Genomic DNA, 18415 nt, shown 5'->3' on the forward strand with positions numbered 1-18415 from the left:
TGGATCGGGGGCAGCGGTTAACACCGCTGTCTAGGGAAGGCACCTTGAAGCAGGAAGGTTCCTGGGGCGACCCAAGAATCTCCGCCCAATCGGGCGGAGAGGGTCAGATAGGCATTAAACTTATAGCAAGGCTTTTCCTAATGCCACCCGTTCAGCGGCGGAGGAGGGAATTTCACTCAACCTTTGAATACGCTGGAGGCGCGGTTGCAGCCCTACCTTATTGGCTAGCTGAATACTAAGACCAGGGCGGGCATTAAGTTCCAGGACCATGGGACCCAAATCCCGATCTAACACAATATCAACTCCAATATAACCCAAATTCACTAAATCAAAGCAGCGGGCGGCTAACTCAAGAATACTCTCCCAATGGGGTATTCTTAAATTGCGTATCTCCCCCTCCGTATCAGGATGACGATCAATGGCATGTTCTTGCCATACACCAGCACTAGTCAGGCCAGTCACCAGATCAATACCCACGCCAATAGCCCCTTGGTGTAAATTAGCCCTGCCATCCGAAAGGCGCGTGGGTAACCGTATCATTGCCAAGGCGGGTATCCCCCGATAAACCAGGGTACGGATATCCGGAACGCCTAAATAGCTAACAGCCTCAAACAGCGGATCAAACTTGACCCGATATTCAATAAGCGCGGTATCAGGCAATCCTCCCAGGCTATACATGCCACTCAGGATATTGGCAATATGGTGGCCGATTTCTTCCGCGGACAAGATAACCCCGCTCGCCTTACGATAACGCCCTTGATAGCGCCCGTTAACCACCAAAATACCTTCTCCACCACTGCCATGGGCGGGCTTGATAACAAAATCCTCATGGGGGCCGAGTAACTTATCCAAGTGTTTAATCTGGTGAACCATTTCCACGACGCCATAAAGCTTGGGCACGGCAATCCCCGCCGCTAAAGCCAATTGTTTAGTGCGTCTTTTATCGTCTACTAAAGGATAATGATGCCGCGGATTAAAGGGCAAAATATAATCAGCATTGCGTTGATTTATGCCTAGAACCCCCTGCTGCCGTAAACGCCGCCAAGGAAAGATCATGGCATTTCCATTTTCCGCAAGAATTCCTTGAAACGCCAAATCTCCGTTAACCGATAGCCCGTATAACGGCCCAACAATAAGGTCATGGCTAACACCACCAACAGCAATTCAGGAAAAACAAAAACCAGATGTTCCAATAGCTTATTGGCCATTAATAAATAACCCAAGATAGCCACCAACAAGCTTCCAAGCCCTTGTTGCAGCGCTTCTCCAGGGCCATGCTCCTCCCAAACCAGCGACATGCGCTCAATGGTCATGGTCAAAATCACCATCGGGAAGAGAGCCACGGACAGGCCCCGTTCTAGCCCCATTTTATGAGTCAGCACGCTAATAACCGCCATTAAAAGAATCACCATCACCAGTACCGAAGCCAGGCGCGGCACTAGCAGTAATTTAAGATATTCCAAATAAAAGCGCAGTATCAAACCAATAGCCACGATCCCGGCAAACATCGCGACTCCCCACAGAAGATCGGTTTCTCGGAATGCCAGAGCTATCAAAATAGGCATAAACGTACCAAACGTTTTAATGCCAACAATATTCCGCAGCACGACAATCAAAAAAGTCCCAATAGGGATTAACAGTAGAACCCGGTAGACATTCTGGGTCTGCACGGGGAGGCTAAATAGGGAAAAATCCATTATCAGAGAGTTAATTTGCCGCGCTCGCTGCTCCGCGACCAAAACCAACTCTTGAAAACGACTCGAAACAGAGTATTCCACCTTGGGTGATCCGCCGCCCTCTAACTCGAGCAAGGGCTCATCCCCCACATGCCAAATCAATGCGTTCGCTGGGAATCCCCGGCTTCCTGTTTTAGGATTAAAAGCTAACCATTCCCGTCCATTATTGACTTCTAGCCAAGGAATGAGCTTACTACGGCTAATATCGCCTTTTAATGGCAAGATGTAAACCATACGGGCAGGAATCCGGGCGCCGGCTAAAATATAAATAACTTGCTTTACCCACGCGCCCTCGCTTTCAATGCCTTTGCGCAAAATTTGAACATTTTCAGTAGGATTAGAGGCATTGAGACGGGCCAGAAGTTCTCCGGAAAAGGAAGCCACATCAGCGGATTTACGGCGCACCTCTTCTAATAACGCCTGCACTACTGAGCCCATGGGCTCAGGATAATCGGGCGCGGCCGGAAAGGAGGGGACTTTTTCCTTCGGTGGTTTTATAGGGGCAATCTCAGGTGCTAATTCAATCCGGTAGTACAACACCTGCTTCCCCTCGGCCCGGCGCACCGCCCATTGGGCAGTGCGATTAATACCCCCGTCATCCGTGGTTAAACCATATTTACTGGAGATGAAGTCTTCTCCCACGACAGTAAAGCCGGGGGGAGCACTTGGAATATAGAAGCGCACTTTCACCGGACCACCTTTGGCTTCAAAGGCGAGGCGGGCCTCTACCATCCAAACTTCGGTTTGCTCGGCTGGCAATACCGGCAAACCAAGCCGGGTTACCTTATAATAAGCCAAGCCTAACCCAATCATCACCAGGAGAAGAGCAAGGACCTTGATATGGAGATTCTTCAAATTTTATTTTCCAACAAGCTGCTGACTGCTGAACCTAGCGCAAGCACTTAGTCTTTAGGAACTTCGCTGGCAGTATATTCTATCAAACAAGTCTTCCATCCTTCGCTTGTAAGAAAAGTTTTACCGGGATCAATGAGGGCCACCTTTCTCAGAAAACGACGGCCCAAAAGAACCGGATAATTTAACTGGCTACGGTCAACTAAACTAAACTGGACTCTATGGTGTTTACCGTTTAAACAAAGCTTCAAGTTAACCACGGGCCGCCTTTTAGCGCTGCCCCGATGCCGCTTTATAAGCACATCACGGACTAATGGCTGCTCCATCTGAAACTGCTTTATCTCTTTTCCCTTTATTTCCACAGCAAGCGCAAAACGTACCCATTCTTCATCACCCTTCTTAAACCGAACAATATGTTCAGCATGCAATGATGAGGTTTTAGCGCCAGAGTCCAGCTTCGCCTTAAGCTCGACACCCCAAGGAATGAAAACCACTGGCTCTACCCACCCCATGATAGCCCGTTCCTTCGTACTCTTTTTTTCACTGCCAGCATCCGTAGCTTTGGCAACCCCCCCCAGGAGCAACCAAAATACCATCACCGTTCCAACAAAACGTAACATAAAATTTTCCAATTTTTTTATTCTGGTAAGAACAAGTGCCCATCTTAACAAAAACCACTTCAGCCCGCCCATGGATTTACCCAATCACAAAAAGCCTTATCAATCATTTAATTACCGTTTAGTCCCTAAGCTGGAGAAAACCTAAATAGCGGGGCACACGGCGCTGATAAGCACGGTAAGCCTCACCAAACCGAATCTCTAGCTGGCTTTCCTCTAGCAAAATACGATAGTGCATACTCAAAAGATAAATCCCCATGCCCAAAGCCATCACTAGGCTAGGAAAATAACAGAATAGCCCAAGCAATAGCCCATAATTCCCTACTAAGCCTGGATTGCGGGACCATCGAAATAGTCCTTGAAGCTGTAACTCCGATCCCATTTTTCTGAAAGGGTTTTTGGTCATTCCCCTACGCATCTCCAGCACACTTATCAAAGTAAAAACCGATCCCGAAATGATCAAGCCTATCGCCACCCATCGAAGCAAAAGGGTTTCAAAAATGGGGATAGGCCATAAATAATCCTTGAGTTGGGGAAAAAATATTTGTCCCAAAGGGAGTAAAAAAGCAATTAAAATCAGCCCTGTAGGTAACAAAAAAACTAACAATTTACGCCCTAGCGAAGCCTGGTGGGCCTGACGCAACCCCCCAGAAAGGCATGACCCCGGGGGCTGCTTGGAGGCCAGCAGCTGGTAAGTGGAAGCTTCGCTGGGCACTGGCAAAAAAACCAATTCAACCACCATTAACCCATAAGCACCTAATATAATGAGTTCGAAAGCAGACATGTGACCCTGAAATCAAACCTTCTAGGAACGAAGAAAAGGGGCGAAGCGCGTCTTGAACTGATAAAAAAGATCGTCAGCGAAAGAATAGGTTAGAAAACCAAGCGCCAAAGTACTGAATAGAGTTTTTACCGGCAAAGCCAAAGAGGGCAACAGATTAGCCAACAAAGCCACCTGGATGGTTGCACAGACAACCCGGCCCCGAAAATTACCTCCGGCTTTAGGCTTCGGATCATCCGCGGGAATCGCAAACATTTCCAATAATAAGATATACCCATAGCGATAAGCAGGAAATAAGAGCACCCACAGGGCCAAACCTCCCACACTAGCCCCTAATACCGCAAGCATAAAAACCAGCGTTTGATCGGTTTCAGCATCCAGGATTGCCCCCTGAGGAGTTCCGCCGTAGCGGTCAGCCAGCCAACCATCCAGCCAATCGCCCAGGGAAGCCAGACTCAGCATGATGAAAATCCATAGTAGCGCCTCCTCAAAAGTGGCTACCAACAAGCCTGCGATTGATAAAAAAAACCGCAGTAGCGTTGCCCAATCCGCGGGCGTTCGCCAAACACGGAGGCAACAGATCAGGAAACCGTGGTTGCCCAGAAGCCAAAAAGCGATCACGAGAATGACATAAGCATAGCCAGCGGGAACCTTTTGTAGATAAAATGCACTAGCCGCTAGCAATAAAACAGAAATTAATGATTGAAAAATCAGGAATCTGCGGTATTTTTGCCGGGAAATGTGGTTGTGGTAACCTTCAGCCATAGAAACCCGCGTTCATCGTTTAAAAATAGAGCAATTTAGCGCTTATGGAATGTGCCATACTTGACTCCTCAGTTAATCGAATCTGGGAGAGCCTGCTTGATTTTAAACGTTGGCGCCGAAACAAGAGCACCGCGCCAGAGGTTCCCTATGTTTTCTTCTATCCCATCGAAACGGAGCAGCAACCGTCTCAATGGCACTTTACGGCTGGTCTGGAAATAATAGCAAAAACCGCGCCCAAGGCGCTTATCATCGTTTATCTCTCCACGCCTAAGCCACCTTATCCTCATTTAGACGAAGCGGCCATCGCCTCTATTCCCACACTGCTAGCTTTTGACTCTGCAGCGTTATCTCTCGGCGCCTCACCTTGGATTCATGCCTGCGGTCCCAAACTACCCAGCCACTTGCTCACCGCTTTTCGTCTTTATTTACCCTGCCTCGCCGGCCATCATATCGCATCCCAAAAACGCTTGCCATGGATTAGTACTCACCTGGCACAAACCTTGGACGGTAAAATCGCCGCTGCAAGTGGACACTCCCAGTGGATCAGCAATTACGCCGATCGCAAGCACGCCCATCGTCTCCGGGCACTGCATGATGCCGTGCTGGTGGGTCGGGGCACCGTAGAAAAAGATAATCCCCGCCTCACGGTACGCGAGGTTCCAGGGGAAAATCCTAAACGGGTAATTCTTGACCGTCAATGCCATTTACTGGCCGGAGAAAAGCCCTACCGAATTTTTCAGGAACCGGGCCATAATTGGTTGCTCCATTCAGATAGCCTACATAAAATAGAAACACACTATGCCATTCCCAGAAAAGTCATCCCCCTGGGAGTAAGAGATCAAGCGGGAGAGAAAAACGGCAAGTTAATGGATTTAAAAGCCATATTAGAGACGATTTGGTCTCTGGGAATACGCTCCGTCTTCGTGGAAGGTGGAAGCAAAACCCTCTCTTTTTTTCTGGCGGGAGGACAAACAAATTTGCTGCACCTCCATATTGCACCGCTTCTGCTAGGTTCTGGCTTGCCTTCCTTCCAGCTCCCTCCGGTTGCCCGTATCCAGGAGGGAACCTATTTTCATATGACTCACTTCTGCCTTGATAAGGAAATATTGCTGGAATGTCTACCCCGCCATCACGCTTAGTTCCATCTATCGCCCGGGCTTATTGGGTGGAAACGCCTGGGAAAGGCGTCATTCGCCAGGAAACGCTTTCTGTGCCGGTGCCGGTAGGTTACAGTCTCCTTGAAACCTGGCTAACTGGTATCAGCCCTGGGACAGAGCGATTAGTCGGCTTAGGGAAGGTGCCTGCGGAATGCTGGCAAGCCATGGCTTGCCCTGCTATGGGGGGATCATTCAAGCTGCCAGTCAAATACGGATATTGCCTCCTAGGCCAGGCTATTAATGGCCCCTACGCTGACCAGCTCGTCTTTGCCATGCACCCCCACCAAGATTACGCAATCGTCCCCAATAAGCAACTATTACCCCTCCCCCAGAATATCCCCCCTCTACGGGCTGCTCTGCTTCCTAACCTGGAAACTGCCCTGAACGCCATTTGGGACAGCGAATACCAGGCGCCAGCGCCGGTAGCCATCGTCGGTGGCGGCATGGTGGGTTTGCTTATCGCCTTTTTGCTCAAAGCTGCCTGGGACGCCTTCCCTATTATTATTGAGCGCGATCCACAGCGCCGGCAACTCATTGAAAAACTGGGATGGGGACTCACTATCCTTGACGTTCGGGATGTCCCCCAAGGGGTATTTTCCGTCTGTTTTCATGCCTCGGGACAAGGACCGGGGCTGCAAACTGCCTTGGATAGCGTGGGGTTTGAAGGAAAAGTCATTGAGGTGAGCTGGTTGGCTCATCAGCCGGTCACCCTTAACCTGGGCGGATCTTTTCACTTCCAAAGAAAACAAATTCTCTCTTCCCAAGTCAGCACGATTGCCAAACCCAAGCGTGAACATACCAACCACCAACAGCGTTTAGAGCAGGTTCTGAATTATTTGCAAAACCCCTTACTTGATGCTCTCATTGCTCCCGCAATTACTTTTGATAATCTGCCTTTTTTTATGCAAGAACTCTATCATGAAAATCCGGTTGGCTTTTTCTTTGCCGTGACCTATCCACCCTTTCACCCTCGACTCCACAAAGGCTAAATTTTATGTATACCCTTGCTGTCAAAGACCATTTTATGATTGCCCATAGCCTGCAAGGAGAGATTTTTGGCCCTGCCCAGGGACTTCATGGGGCCACCTATAATGTGACCGCCGAGTTTCATACTGAGCAGCTAAACCAGGATGGCATAGTGATTGACATTGGCCTAGCCCTTAAGGCCCTGCAAGCAGTCCTCGCCTTGCTTAATTACAAAAATCTAGATGAAGAAGAGTCATTCCGTGGCATCAATACCACCACTGAATATTTGGCCCACTATATTCATGGTCAACTCGCCAAACGAGTCCGCGCTACCTTCCAGGGAAAGCTCAAAATCACCTTGGAAGAAAGCCACGTGGCTTGGGGCGCCTATGAAGGGCCGGTCTCTTGAGCCATGATTTACCTGCTGGCGCCCGCGCCCAAGGGCCAAGTTTCAGGCGGATTCCGGGTCAACGAAATGCTGCGGAGACGCCTTGCCACGACTGGAACTGGCGCTGGCATTTATGTTCCATCCCAACAAGTACCTGAAAAAATTCTAACCCTACCCTCTGCATCGCCAACGCATATTGTCCTGGACAGCCTTTACCTGACCACCCTCAATCCTGCTCATCTAAGCTGCGCCCTCAGCAGCCGCAATCACCCGACTTATCTCTATTTCTTGCTCCACTTTCTGCCTTGCATGGACCTCTTCCTTTCCTCTGCGGAACGAAAAGCCTTGCAAAAAAAAGAGCATGCGTTACTCGCTTTAGCGGATGCAGTCATCGTCCCTGGTCCCACCTTGGCAAGTTATTTAAAAAGCGAATCGTTATACGCGGGGCCTATCCGTCATTGCCCGCCAGGGATTGAGTTTACCGAATCCGATACGCCTCAAGCCGATCCCTGGAAAAAAGATTCCAGGCCCCGATTAATAACGTTAGGAACCTTAAGCCGCGGTAAAGGACAATTAGAAATTTTATCCTACTTACAGCAAATGAACCCTGCCTTTAAAGGCACGTGGCGACTGTTTGGCGATTTACATAGAGAGCCTGAAATTCATCGCCTCTTTAAAAGAAAACTAAGGAATAGCGAGTTAAAAAGATCAATACATGCAGGCCATAACATCCCCCACTCACTCATCAGCCCCACCTTACGGGGGGCTGATTTGCTGGTTTCAGCTTCCTATTTTGAGTCCTACGGCATGGCTATCGCTGAAGCAGCGGCTATGGGCATCCCTGTTTTAGCCTACCAGGTAGGGGAAACCCGGCAGTGGATTAAAGAGGGAGAAAATGGGTTTTTAATTCCAAGCGGGGATAGAAAAAAATTTGCGGCAACCTTGGCAAAATTACTTTATCATCCTAAAAAACTCTTGCTTTTAAAGCAACAAGCACAAAAAAAATTGGCGGAAACTCTCTTTCCGACCTGGGAATTAACATTTCAGTCTTTTTTAAAAACCTTTGAAAAAACAGGGATTTCCTAAGATATAATATGGATAAAATATTTTACCTCACGATAGCGATAGCGGTTATAGGGCTCACCTATCTTGCCTACCAACGCCCTGAAAAATACGAGCGGCTATTTAATTCACTCCAGGTTATTACATTCATAGTCTACGCTTGCCTAAGCATCTGGAATACCGCCTTGACTAAAGCTTTTGTCACGCTGACCCCATTTATAAAAGAAGGCCAACTGAAAAACGCGAACGCCACGTTAGAAATGCTACAGATTCCCTGGCTTCCGCTGCATATCATTATGGGCTCTCTCTTCGTTTATTTTTTGTTTCTAAGCTTCCTACCAAGAATCCGACAAGAAAAAAAGAAAAGAAAAGCCTGAACATCCCGGCGCGCGGAAACCCTTGAAGAATTGGATACGTTAAAATGCTTTAACCTTCTTCTACTGGATCGTCCCTAACCACCACCGTCTGGGCGATAGGGATGATTTCATCCGCTTGCAGACCGGCGCGCTCGGCATGTTCCCGAATCGCGCCGATATCAACAGCTTGGTAGATACATACCGTGCCAAGTTGGCCGTCCTCCTCTTCAACGACATAGGACCGAATCCAACGTACCCGGTCGAGCATCTCTTCGTTACCAACCCGGTTTGAACGGTCAGCCGCCAGCTCCAATTCTGAAGCTGTTTTCCATGCACTGCGGCGACGAATCATATAGGTATTCATGGGTCTATTCCGTATGCTAGAGAGATTTTTACCGGCCAGCAGCTTATTATCAACAGTAGCCGGTTATTTGCCAAAAACCACTTCAAGGGGCGCCGGTTTCATCGCCGTAAGGCTTACCCACGGTATCGGCCACGTAAGCGCCGCGTTCTCCCATCGGTTGAGGCTTCCCTCTAGTCGTATCAGTCTTTGTTTGGTGCTCCATTTCGGCATTGAATTCAGCGGCAAGCAAAATAATGTAGGCCGTTACAAAAAACCACATGAGCAAAATAATGAGGGCGCCGACTGAACCGTAGGTTTTGTTATATTGAGCGAAATTGGCGACATAAAACGAAAATAGGGCGGAGCCAGCTATCCAAAGTACAGTTGCGGCAACTGCCCCCCAGCTTACCCACCGCCATCGAGCCTCACTCCGACTAGGCCCGTAACGGTAAAGCACCGCCAGACCTAATATAAAGGTGAACGCTAATAGCAACCAGGGCAAAAGAGAAGCTAAGACCTGGAAAATTTCGGGCAAATCAAGATAACTAAGTAAAATCGGCAAAACCACGATCATGCCCAGGGCTAAAATAGCTAATACGATGGCACCCAGAGTCAGTATCAGGGCAATCGCGTTTAATTTTAAAAAACCGCGCTTCTCCTTTTCGCCATACACAATATTCAAAGCAATCATAAACGCCTTCGTGCCCCGGGTGGCACTCCAAAGAGCCAAAATTACCCCTGCCCCCACACCTACGCTCAAAGCCGTTGAAGCTTGGGAAGTAATCCGGCGCAATTGCTCGCTCAATAACACTTGCGCTTCTGTCGGCAGGATACCGCTAAGGGCATCGAATTGACGCTGGACATCAGCAGGATCAGCTATTATTCCATAGATGGAAACCATCGCCACCAAAGCGGGAAAAATGGCTAACAAAGCATAGAAAGCAACCCCCGCTGCAACGATAGAAATATTATCATCATTCAAGGAATCTTTAATCCGGTAGGCAATATCACGCCATCCCTTAGTGGGAATTTCCCCCGGATGGCGGGCCTTTCGGCCCCTGTGGTCCACAATCCGTTTTGAAGTCGTCATTTTTTCTATCCTTTCCCAAAAATATTCTGAACTATTAAGCATAGTCAATTTTTGTCGTATGTAACGATGGTATATCAGCCTCCACTGCAAAAAAAGGAATCCGCCATGTTTATCCAGCTCTATAGCAAAGAGCAGTAGCATTAGCTACTTGAACAATAAATATCCTCTAGGAGACAGATCCATGCCTCCATCCTTTTTGTTTAGCCGCCACTGCCCTCACCCCGGACGGCAGCTCTCTGGCTAGGCTCCGATGAACTGCTGTCCATCATTGAGCGCTTGCCTCCACTTGGCACCTGCCCCCTATAGCAAACATTGCTCCTTTCCAGTCGGATTTTCAAAAATGACGGGAACCCGGATTTTTAATTCAAGCGCTTCTAAGGAATTGGTGTAAGGATAAGCGCAAACCTAATAAGGCCTGGTGCTGCCCGAATAGTTGCTGAACGGTAAACTCCACCAAGGAAATATAAAGCCGCAATAACAGGACTTTAAACTTAATGATTATGATCTTCCTTGCTGGCGTCAAGCTGAAGCTTTGGAAACCGATAGTTTGCAAAATTACTGTGGCAGGCAACACATAATTCCGTTAGTTTATAATAATAAAACCCAACTGATTCTATATGTTTCTCTTTTGCTACGTGCTGAAGCATTCCAGCATATTCATGAAATTTTTTATCAAGGCGAAAGAAGGATTTTGATATTTTATTCACCAGCTCATGTTTTTGTTCCTTGGTGATCGCTTGCTTTAAAATAAAGCTGTTTTTCATTTTTTCTGCGATATCCGAGACCTTTTCCAAGTTACCTGAAACGTACGCGGTAATTATTGATTGCATACCTTCTTCTAGAGCCCGCATTTCTTTTCCAAGTAAAGCACGAAGCTCTGGTGATAAACTTTTAACTGATGAATCCGCATATCCAATTGATAAAGCAAAAACCAAACTGAAAGATATCAATATTATTTTTACGGTATTTAACATATTTGGACCTCGTATTTCTTACATAATGCTAACAATAATAAGCGCTAACGAAGGATAGGGCAGTTGGCGCCCCGCTGACCATTTTATTGAATATATGTCTTATTAATACTCATTAAGGAAACGCTTTTAATACCTACTAGCATTAGACTGGATGGTATGGTATATACTAAAAATACAATTAAAGATAATATGTATCTCAATTTAATCAAGGGTATGCGCCTCCTCTCCCTGATTGAACCAAGAGGTTTCCAGCGCACGGAGAAATTTATGAAGTTTTTACTGATCTGTATCGTTGTTTTAACTACAATAACACTATCTACAGCATCGATGGCACGAGTTGGACCTTGGGGTTGGCTCGATAAATCTGTCTACTCGGAATTGAACGACCAAGACTGGAAACTACTCCGTTCCACCGGACGGGATATCCTGAATAATCATCCCAATGGCACTATCAAAAGCTGGAGGAATGAAAATACCGGGGCTTCTGGAAAAATCGAGGTATTAACAACAGAGCATAAGAACGGTATGTTATGCCGTCGGACCTCATTCGAAACTAACACTGCTAATTTCGACGACAGATCGGCGTTTCTGCTTTGCAAAACCGAAGATGGAACCTGGAAAGTTGCAGATTAAACTATCATATCAGGGTTAAACGCATGCAGGGATGCACTGCATAGTCCCCCTAGCCGAGGCATGAGCGCATCAAGCGCGAGGACCAAAGAAATCCAATAGAGCAGGGATTGAAGCCCTAACGAGAGTATTTGCTTCTGCTCGCCGGCATTTCTCTTTATCCAATGCGCGTTCCACCGCCTCAAGATAAGGGTAGAAAGCACCGCCAAAGCCGCGCTAATCGGCCCGGCAGACTGTGAATAATATCAAGCGATAATATTCGGTACTCGAGCCTCATCGAGCATTGCCAGTTCGCGTGAAAGGCGGGCAAGATATCCGATCACCTTTCAATGTCTATGCAACTAGGAAACCAGGCTCTTAGGAGTAGCCATCAGGCTGAATTACTTTTATGCTGGTATATAGAGATTATACTCGTAGCAACTCAATCACAACATTAGTTGACCATAGGTTACCATTCACAACTTGGACTCTTTCAGAAACTTCTGAAAAACTTGCAAGCTGATAGTCCACGCTATCCTGGAAATCAAAATAATTTTCTGACGGCTTCTCACATCGTACTTGCCAATAGCCAACCCCTTGATCAAACCTGGCTTTTAAAGAGGCACCAGACTCGAAATCAATCGTAAGCTTTCTAGAGTGCGGAAGATCCCTTCCGGAGTCATAAATAAAAAGTTCAACTTCTGATCGCCATTTTCGCCTAAACCAGGCCCCAGCAAAAGCTTCAAAGTCATCCCTCTCTTTCCAGTCATGGTGAGCACGGTTTCCATCTCGGTCTTTAGTCTTGAATAACGTGGTGACCAAAATTTTGGCGTCTGGCATCAATTGGGTTTTCAAAGGTTCTAGCAACGAACCAAGCAGGGCAATTGAAGCTGGGCTTTGAATGTATCGATCGCTGTAACAGATTTTGGTTATCTTGCTATTAGCCAGTACTTCTCTTGCTGAACCGTTGCTCTCATCTAGCAACTTCCAGAATCTGTTACCAAAACCCTCAAGACAGCCGTTTATCTCAGCGTTTATTTCCAGATCCTGTACGTCTTTCCCAGGCTGATTCATCCACTGATCGATGTTAATTTCCTTTAACCCTAATTGCTGCTCAGTCGTTGTCTCTACTACGAGCTTTTCCATCTGATGCCAACGATCGCCCGGTGTCGACGCTGAAGAAAGTCTGGAAGCAATAGTAACAACGGAAGATCCTTTAATAACCTGCGCGACCACAGGAGAATCCACGGGTAACCCGGAACAACAAATCCTTGCTCCGACAAGAGACAAGCGGCATAGGTCCTGTTGAAGTTCAGTGTCAGCAATATCTGATTCAAGAGCCAGATCAACTTTGATCTCGTCCTGCAGCAAATAATTGTAAATTGCCTTGCGGAAGGCCGGAGCCATCAAATCCCAGTCTTCCATTGCACCTTTGAGCCAAAAAACTACACGCTCAGCCCCCTCATTAATGTATTTGCGCAAAACATCCTCGATTGAACCGGGGCAATATCTCGCTCCAGGCAATAGTTGTTCTCCTTCAGCAAGACCAACATAGTTCACAAAATTGGAACCCAGCCAATCCAGAGCCGATTTACGATCCAGCAAGTCATAGTCATGACGAGTCTGAGAATCAAGCAGACACTCGCTACAGGCCGTATCACAATAGCTACACTCAAGATGATCTGCCATTTTTCTCAACAGCTCTTCAACATAAACCGCTGCGCTGGAAGCAAAACCTGCACCGCCGCTGATCACATCATAGATCTGGATTATCCTAGCGGTCCGCCCATTCTCCAACTTTGTTGGGCGTGTGGCATACCCCAATTCCGAAGTTGCAATTCCCAAAATCCCTGCTAGCGCGGAACGCAGCGCAACAGCCAGAGTCATTGCAACCGATTTATCCCTTTCCGAAGCTGGAGACAGGTACTCTCCTGACTCAGGGTTCTTGAGCGTCAACTCAAAAATATCAGTTAAAGCAACCACGCCAATATTCACGTTGGGCGTAATCCCGCCTGCTCCCTGACAAGGCATGCGTTGATTATTATCATCCTTATCTTCCTTACGGGGCCTGGGTGGATAATGACTACCATTGGGTGTCAAACTCGGTGGGTACTCTCCTTCTTTCGTCATAGACTCAGCACGCCCACAGGCCAAACAGAGCGCATAGCCTTGCCCAAACTCCCCAGAGCTATGATGAAACACCTGACCATTGACGCTGTATGCCATCTGTCCGAGTACTGAGTTTGGCAAAGAAACCTTGCCCGCATTGACAAACACCCAAGCCGCCTCAATCGGTATGAATTTTTGGTGGTTAATATTATTGGTGACGGGTTCGTAAGCGTCCGTTACAAAACCGGCAGGCTGAAGGACACGTTTGATATTTTTAGGATTTATGGGCGCCCGGCAGTCCTGGTGATTACACCGAAGCTCAGAATCCCTGATAGCACTTTCTTCATAACTAAACTCACCGCATCGATCGCACCGCCAGGCCCGATCCATTTTTTGGGCTTCATTTGAGTCAGCATTCAAATTATGCCAATGGAGAGAGACCCCAGCGGAACGAAATACCCGCCCATCTAGTACAATTTCAGCCCCTGGCGCATACTCTCTGACTGCAATCGCCAGGTTACGCGATGGAAGTCCTTTGTAACGGGATACACTATCTTCCCTATCTTTCCTATTTTTCTTGCTTTGCTTCTTCCCGCGCATGAAATCTTCTATCGTGAAATTATCGAAGCTAACAACATCCGTTGGGAAACCATACCCCGGTAAAAAGGTACGCGCCGCCAAATCACGAAGCAGATACTCGCCACAATGACGCTTTTTTTCCATTTCTATCCGCTTGGCATACGGACTATTTGACCTAGCATTACGTTCCCCGGACACCAAATATCGGTAATCGTCCAGCCAGCGTTTTTGCAAATCCTCTATCCTTTCCTTGGTATTTCTGCGCAATTGCCCAGGAGGTACGCCACCTAGGGCCGTTCCTTTGACTAGACCTTGAATTGCATCATCGCAGCCCAATTGGGCTTTGCCGAGCCAAGTAATAAAACGATCACAAAAGGACTTCCCCGCCACACCATCAAAGAACCACTGGGTATCCAAAGCCGTTCGCTCTGCCTGGGTGTTTCCAACCTCTTCCCGCAGAAAGACAGACAGTAACAGGGAGTTCACATGCCGCTGCACTAATCTCGATGAATTCAAAGCGATCCCAGGCGCTGGAATAACAGTTTCAAACGGCCAAGCCGGGTTAGCAAACACCTGTTGATCATGAGGATTCCCTTTACAAAGCGTGTATGCCAGCGCACGTGATTCTTGGCTTCTGCCTGCCCTGCCTGCACGCTGAAGATAGTTGGCTGGATGAGGTGGGACATTATTCATCACGACGGCAGAGATACCGCCAATATCCACCCCCATCTCCATGGTAGTTGAGCAATTCAGGACATTGATCCGCCCCTTCCTAAAGTCCTCTTCATAGCCACCCAGACGTTCAGCGGACTGTTGGGCCGAATGTTCAGCAGTACGATAGTAGAAGCCACCTTCAACGGTACGGTCATTGATGTCTGTCCACAGGTTCAAAGAGCGCAGATCGCGGACTTTTTCATCCTCTGCAATCTGAGCCCGAACTTTGGCCAGCCCTGGCTCATAGTCCTCCTGGGAACGATCAAAAAACCAGACTTCAGGTAATTCAATTTCATCGCACTTAAAGGCTTGACGCTCTCTGTCGGTCAATTCAGTAAAATTAATGTGGACAGGTAAATACGGAGTCAGGCCCTTGAAGGTGGTGTCCAATAATTTATAGGTTACTGGACAGATATAAGCTTTGTCGATCAATGAGAAAGTGAGCTTATCCCTGCTCAGGAAGAAGCGGTTATCGTCGCTTTTCAGTATATTGTAGGTTCTCGTAAGCGCCTGCCACGTTTCTCTTAACCACGAGTTCACCAAATCAATATCATCTTTTTTAGACGGATCTAATCCGCTTCCTAATAGCAATAACTTGACCAGGCGTTGTCTGTGTGCACCGTTGCGAATAAGAGGCCAACGCTTAACACGCCTTTCATCGGGCTCTTTGGAATCAGGCTTACGCAAGGTCTTCGACCAGAAGCGATTGCCTATCCAGGATCGCCAGCTTTCGTCAAGCTGAATAAAACTATTGTCCCGAACATAAAAATCCAATGCTACCTTGAGGAAATATTTCCAATCATCCCGAGATAAGCCTTTTTCCTCCCAGTATTGAGGTGTATTTACGATTTTATCCAGACCTTGATATCCAACCTTAACTAACCCCTGGGTTTCAAGACTGTTCTGGCGCCTGGGACGTTTCATAAATTCCCGGAACAACAACATCTCAGCTAATTTAAAAGGACCATCATTCTCCCCAAAAATTTCTGGCTTTTGCTGCTTGTTATAAGCAAGAATCGCTTCTTTCAAATCTGTCCTGTGTTTAAGTTCATTTGCCACCTCGTTCCAGCTCAATGAAACAAGTGGTAAAGAAGCCCCCCCCTCAGCTAACGCCCTTGCCTTTTCCTCAAGCTGCCCAGCTGCTCCTTCCATTCCCATGGCTCTCAATTCATTGGCCTTAACAAACAGATCTTCCGGTTGGATACCTTCAGTGAGTTGATCCGGCTTAGATTGCGCTAGCTGATGCTGTCTCAAAATATCCACCACCAAGCCGCGCAAGCGACTTCTTTCAGCCTCCTGCTGCATCCTGATCGCCATCCTGGCGGTTCCTTGCCGGCTATCGGTGAAAGTAATTAACCTGCGACCACGGCCAGGTAGAGATTGGGGGCCGATAGCAGGCGTTCGATCATCTTCGTCCTTGAAATCCGGACAATATTCCAAAACAGTGGAGACAGCATTGGCCACATAAAAGGGAGCTCCCAGTAAAGCACGCCGGAAAGGGAGATGCTGGTATCCCCTGAACTCACACCGACTACAGACAGCCTTAAAATCAGTATTCATGCTCAACAGGACACTGCTATCCGTAGCATGACTAAATTTCCCGGAAAGCTTATCGAATTTCATCGGAATATAGCCTGCCCGCTCACTCATAGACGGCGATAGAATGAGCGGCACTTTCATGGATTCCACGGGCTGACTTTGATCTTCTGGAATGTCTTCATCTCCATCTACTTCAGCCTGCAGCGAAAACTCGTCTCCCGCATACGTATCCCATTGGACCAGCTTACCGCTTTTATCCCTTGCTAGCAGATGGGGCTCGTTGCACTCCTGGCAGAAGCTCAGTTCAAAAACCGGGCTTCCACAATTACAGGTCTGACGCTGGATAACATACACATAACCCAATGGCCAGTTTTCCTGCAAAGGAGTGCCGATTTTGGCAGAACAATTCCCGTCAAAACATGCCCATAGACCATGGGACGTTCGTTGAAATAAATGTGCTCTTAACTTGAGGAAGGCAGGCTCTTTATCAGAGGGTCTAGTGCCAGAACAGACATCCAGCCAACGTAGAATTTCATGATAAGAGAATTGCCGAGGTATCTTTTCATTAAGCCGCGCTACCAGCTCTCTGAGCTTTAGTGGCTTAGGATTGGTCACCAGAATATCCCGCAGCGCCCGTGCTTCCGGCGAGTGGACAAGCGCTTCATAACGCTCAGGGTGAATACCGGATTGTTGTTCATTAGCAACCGGCATATTTTCCAGAGCATCGAGAGTGATTGATTTTCTTCTGCTTGAAGCCAGGGAGGGTATAATCCGCTTCCCGCCAAATACGTCGATCTGATTAGTCGGCACACTCGATAATTCCGATAGAAATTTCTTTAGTGGTTCAGCCGCCTCATCGCCGGCAATGGTAGCCGAGGTAGCCACAAAACGAACGTCCTTGGATTCTACTCCAAAAACATGCATTACCCGACGTAACTGTAATGCCAACTCCGCCGCCTGGGAACCCATATAAGTGTGGGCTTCATCTAAGATAATCCAGCGCAGGGATTTTCCCGCTTTTGACTTTTCAATGATGGGCGCATCAATCTGACGCACCATCATGTATTCAAGCATAGTGCCATTGGTCACCAGAATTGGCGCTGGTTCCTCACACAATAACTCACGCGATAGAATTTCATTAGGCTGTCTTGCCTGTTTACTTCTTACTCTAGCTGCCAGTTCTGGAGTATTGCCGTTATAAAGGCAATAGCGGATTCCTGAACCAAACGAGTGGGTCCAGGCATTAAGGCGCTCTTGCTGGGAGTTAATCAGGGCATTCAGAGGATAGAGAAACAAAGCTCGAACGCCAATTAGAGATTTATTTCCTTTTCTCTTGTACTCTTGATAAAGGTTTTCCAGAACGGGGACCATAAAACACTCGGTTTTACCAGAACCCGTACCACTGGTGACGACCACGGATCGTTTCTGCTCTAGCAATGCTTTCCAACTTGCCAGTTGATGTACAAAAGGATGCCAGTTGGAGCCAAACCGGTAACGGCCGTTAGCCTTCCCATTCAGAGAGTCGACAATCTCTTTGCTGAGCAATGATTCCTTGGTAGCAAGCTCCCCCATGGTCATCTTTGATTCTTCCCAGCCAAAAGTCTGCTCAAACAGGGGAGAAGCCAGAAACGAACCCTCCTTACCGCATTCCGAGCGCATCAGATCGCCCAAATGTTCGCGCAGATTTGGATTTGTGATTCCTAAAATACTCAGAGTGGATTCTGCCGAACGGGAAATAGACTGCTCAACCAGGGAGGAAAAATATTTAATCATAAATT

14 protein-coding genes are annotated in these 18415 nt (G+C 47.6%); 5 read left to right on the plus strand and 9 right to left on the minus strand.

The features are described from left to right. Window positions 1-120 precede the first annotated feature (120 nt). The 5 genes from NWAT_RS09515 to NWAT_RS09535 form a co-directional block, all read right to left on the minus strand. Window positions 121-1056: an alpha-L-glutamate ligase-like protein gene (locus tag NWAT_RS09515; RefSeq protein ID WP_013220875.1), complete on the minus strand. Its 936-nt coding sequence runs from the start codon at window positions 1054-1056 to the stop codon at window positions 121-123. Beyond that, entirely contained in the window at window positions 1053-2591 is a 1539-nt protein-coding gene (locus NWAT_RS09520; RefSeq protein ID WP_013220876.1) for an inactive transglutaminase family protein, read from the minus strand. The genes NWAT_RS09515 and NWAT_RS09520 overlap by 4 nt, the downstream gene beginning before the upstream one ends. 47 nt (window positions 2592-2638) lie before the next feature. Continuing rightward, window positions 2639-3208 (minus strand): ATP-dependent zinc protease family protein, encoded by a 570-nt coding sequence (locus tag NWAT_RS09525; RefSeq protein ID WP_013220877.1) that lies wholly within the window; start codon window positions 3206-3208, stop codon window positions 2639-2641. A 118-nt stretch (window positions 3209-3326) separates the two neighbouring features. After that, window positions 3327-3989 (minus strand): methyltransferase family protein, encoded by a 663-nt coding sequence (locus tag NWAT_RS09530; RefSeq protein ID WP_013220878.1) that lies wholly within the window; start codon window positions 3987-3989, stop codon window positions 3327-3329. A gap of 21 nt (window positions 3990-4010) precedes the next feature. Further along, on the minus strand, window positions 4011-4751 hold the full coding sequence (locus NWAT_RS09535) for a CDP-alcohol phosphatidyltransferase family protein (protein WP_013220879.1): 741 nt from the start codon (window positions 4749-4751) through the stop codon (window positions 4011-4013). Window positions 4752-4795: 44 nt separating this feature from the next. On the opposite strand from NWAT_RS09535, the gene NWAT_RS09540 reads away from it, so the two are divergent. Genes NWAT_RS09540 through NWAT_RS09555 form a run of 4 tightly spaced genes read left to right on the plus strand, consistent with a single transcriptional unit; the run spans window position 4796 to window position 8348 of the window. After that, window positions 4796-5890, plus strand: coding sequence for a RibD family protein (locus NWAT_RS09540; protein ID WP_013220880.1), 1095 nt, complete (start codon window positions 4796-4798; stop codon window positions 5888-5890). Further along, the gene (locus NWAT_RS09545; protein WP_013220881.1) at window positions 5866-6897 is read left to right on the plus strand and encodes a zinc-dependent alcohol dehydrogenase; all 1032 of its coding nucleotides are present in this window, start codon (window positions 5866-5868) and stop codon (window positions 6895-6897) included. The genes NWAT_RS09540 and NWAT_RS09545 overlap by 25 nt, the downstream gene beginning before the upstream one ends. Before the next feature lie 5 nt (window positions 6898-6902). Then, entirely contained in the window at window positions 6903-7283 is a 381-nt protein-coding gene (locus NWAT_RS09550) for a 6-pyruvoyl trahydropterin synthase family protein (protein WP_013220882.1), read from the plus strand. Between the two features lie 3 nt (window positions 7284-7286). Beyond that, entirely contained in the window at window positions 7287-8348 is a 1062-nt protein-coding gene (locus NWAT_RS09555; RefSeq protein WP_013220883.1) for a glycosyltransferase family 4 protein, read from the plus strand. A 402-nt stretch (window positions 8349-8750) separates the two neighbouring features. On the opposite strand, the gene NWAT_RS09565 is transcribed toward NWAT_RS09555, so the two are convergent. The 3 genes from NWAT_RS09565 to NWAT_RS09575 all read right to left on the minus strand — a co-directional run bounded on the left by NWAT_RS09565 (window position 8751) and on the right by NWAT_RS09575 (window position 11087). Beyond that, window positions 8751-9044: a DUF4242 domain-containing protein gene (locus NWAT_RS09565; RefSeq protein WP_013220885.1), complete on the minus strand. Its 294-nt coding sequence runs from the start codon at window positions 9042-9044 to the stop codon at window positions 8751-8753. Between the two features lie 82 nt (window positions 9045-9126). Continuing rightward, a complete protein-coding gene (locus tag NWAT_RS09570; protein WP_013220886.1) occupies window positions 9127-10113 on the minus strand; it encodes a YihY/virulence factor BrkB family protein in 987 nt (328 codons plus the stop codon). Between the two features lie 491 nt (window positions 10114-10604). Further along, window positions 10605-11087 (minus strand): cytochrome c, encoded by a 483-nt coding sequence (locus NWAT_RS09575; RefSeq protein WP_013220887.1) that lies wholly within the window; start codon window positions 11085-11087, stop codon window positions 10605-10607. A 156-nt stretch (window positions 11088-11243) separates the two neighbouring features. Here NWAT_RS09575 and NWAT_RS09580 point away from each other — a divergent pair, with 156 nt between their 5' ends. Further along, window positions 11244-11720: an RT0821/Lpp0805 family surface protein gene (locus tag NWAT_RS09580; RefSeq protein WP_013220888.1), complete on the plus strand. Its 477-nt coding sequence runs from the start codon at window positions 11244-11246 to the stop codon at window positions 11718-11720. A gap of 402 nt (window positions 11721-12122) precedes the next feature. On the opposite strand, the gene NWAT_RS09585 is transcribed toward NWAT_RS09580, so the two are convergent. Further along, window positions 12123-18410, minus strand: a complete 6288-nt coding sequence (locus tag NWAT_RS09585) for a DEAD/DEAH box helicase (RefSeq protein WP_013220889.1) — start codon at window positions 18408-18410, stop codon at window positions 12123-12125. Between the last annotated feature and the right edge of the window lie 5 nt (window positions 18411-18415).

The sequence above is a fragment of the Nitrosococcus watsonii C-113 genome (assembly GCF_000143085.1).
Taxonomy (GTDB): domain Bacteria; phylum Pseudomonadota; class Gammaproteobacteria; order Nitrosococcales; family Nitrosococcaceae; genus Nitrosococcus; species Nitrosococcus watsonii.

Coding starts and splice junctions, on each gene's coding strand:
- NWAT_RS09515 (WP_013220875.1), bottom strand. CDS start 1,056: ATGATCTTTCCTTGGCGGCGTTTACGGCAGCAGGGGGTTCTAGGCATA.
- NWAT_RS09525 (WP_013220877.1), bottom strand. CDS start 3,208: ATGTTACGTTTTGTTGGAACGGTGATGGTATTTTGGTTGCTCCTGGGG.
- NWAT_RS09530 (WP_013220878.1), bottom strand. CDS start 3,989: ATGTCTGCTTTCGAACTCATTATATTAGGTGCTTATGGGTTAATGGTG.
- NWAT_RS09535 (WP_013220879.1), bottom strand. CDS start 4,751: ATGGCTGAAGGTTACCACAACCACATTTCCCGGCAAAAATACCGCAGA.
- NWAT_RS09540 (WP_013220880.1), top strand. CDS start 4,796: ATGGAATGTGCCATACTTGACTCCTCAGTTAATCGAATCTGGGAGAGC.
- NWAT_RS09545 (WP_013220881.1), top strand. CDS start 5,866: ATGTCTACCCCGCCATCACGCTTAGTTCCATCTATCGCCCGGGCTTAT.
- NWAT_RS09550 (WP_013220882.1), top strand. CDS start 6,903: ATGTATACCCTTGCTGTCAAAGACCATTTTATGATTGCCCATAGCCTG.
- NWAT_RS09555 (WP_013220883.1), top strand. CDS start 7,287: ATGATTTACCTGCTGGCGCCCGCGCCCAAGGGCCAAGTTTCAGGCGGA.
- NWAT_RS09565 (WP_013220885.1), bottom strand. CDS start 9,044: ATGAATACCTATATGATTCGTCGCCGCAGTGCATGGAAAACAGCTTCA.
- NWAT_RS09570 (WP_013220886.1), bottom strand. CDS start 10,113: ATGACGACTTCAAAACGGATTGTGGACCACAGGGGCCGAAAGGCCCGC.
- NWAT_RS09575 (WP_013220887.1), bottom strand. CDS start 11,087: ATGTTAAATACCGTAAAAATAATATTGATATCTTTCAGTTTGGTTTTT.
- NWAT_RS09580 (WP_013220888.1), top strand. CDS start 11,244: ATGGTATATACTAAAAATACAATTAAAGATAATATGTATCTCAATTTA.
- NWAT_RS09585 (WP_013220889.1), bottom strand. CDS start 18,410: ATGATTAAATATTTTTCCTCCCTGGTTGAGCAGTCTATTTCCCGTTCG.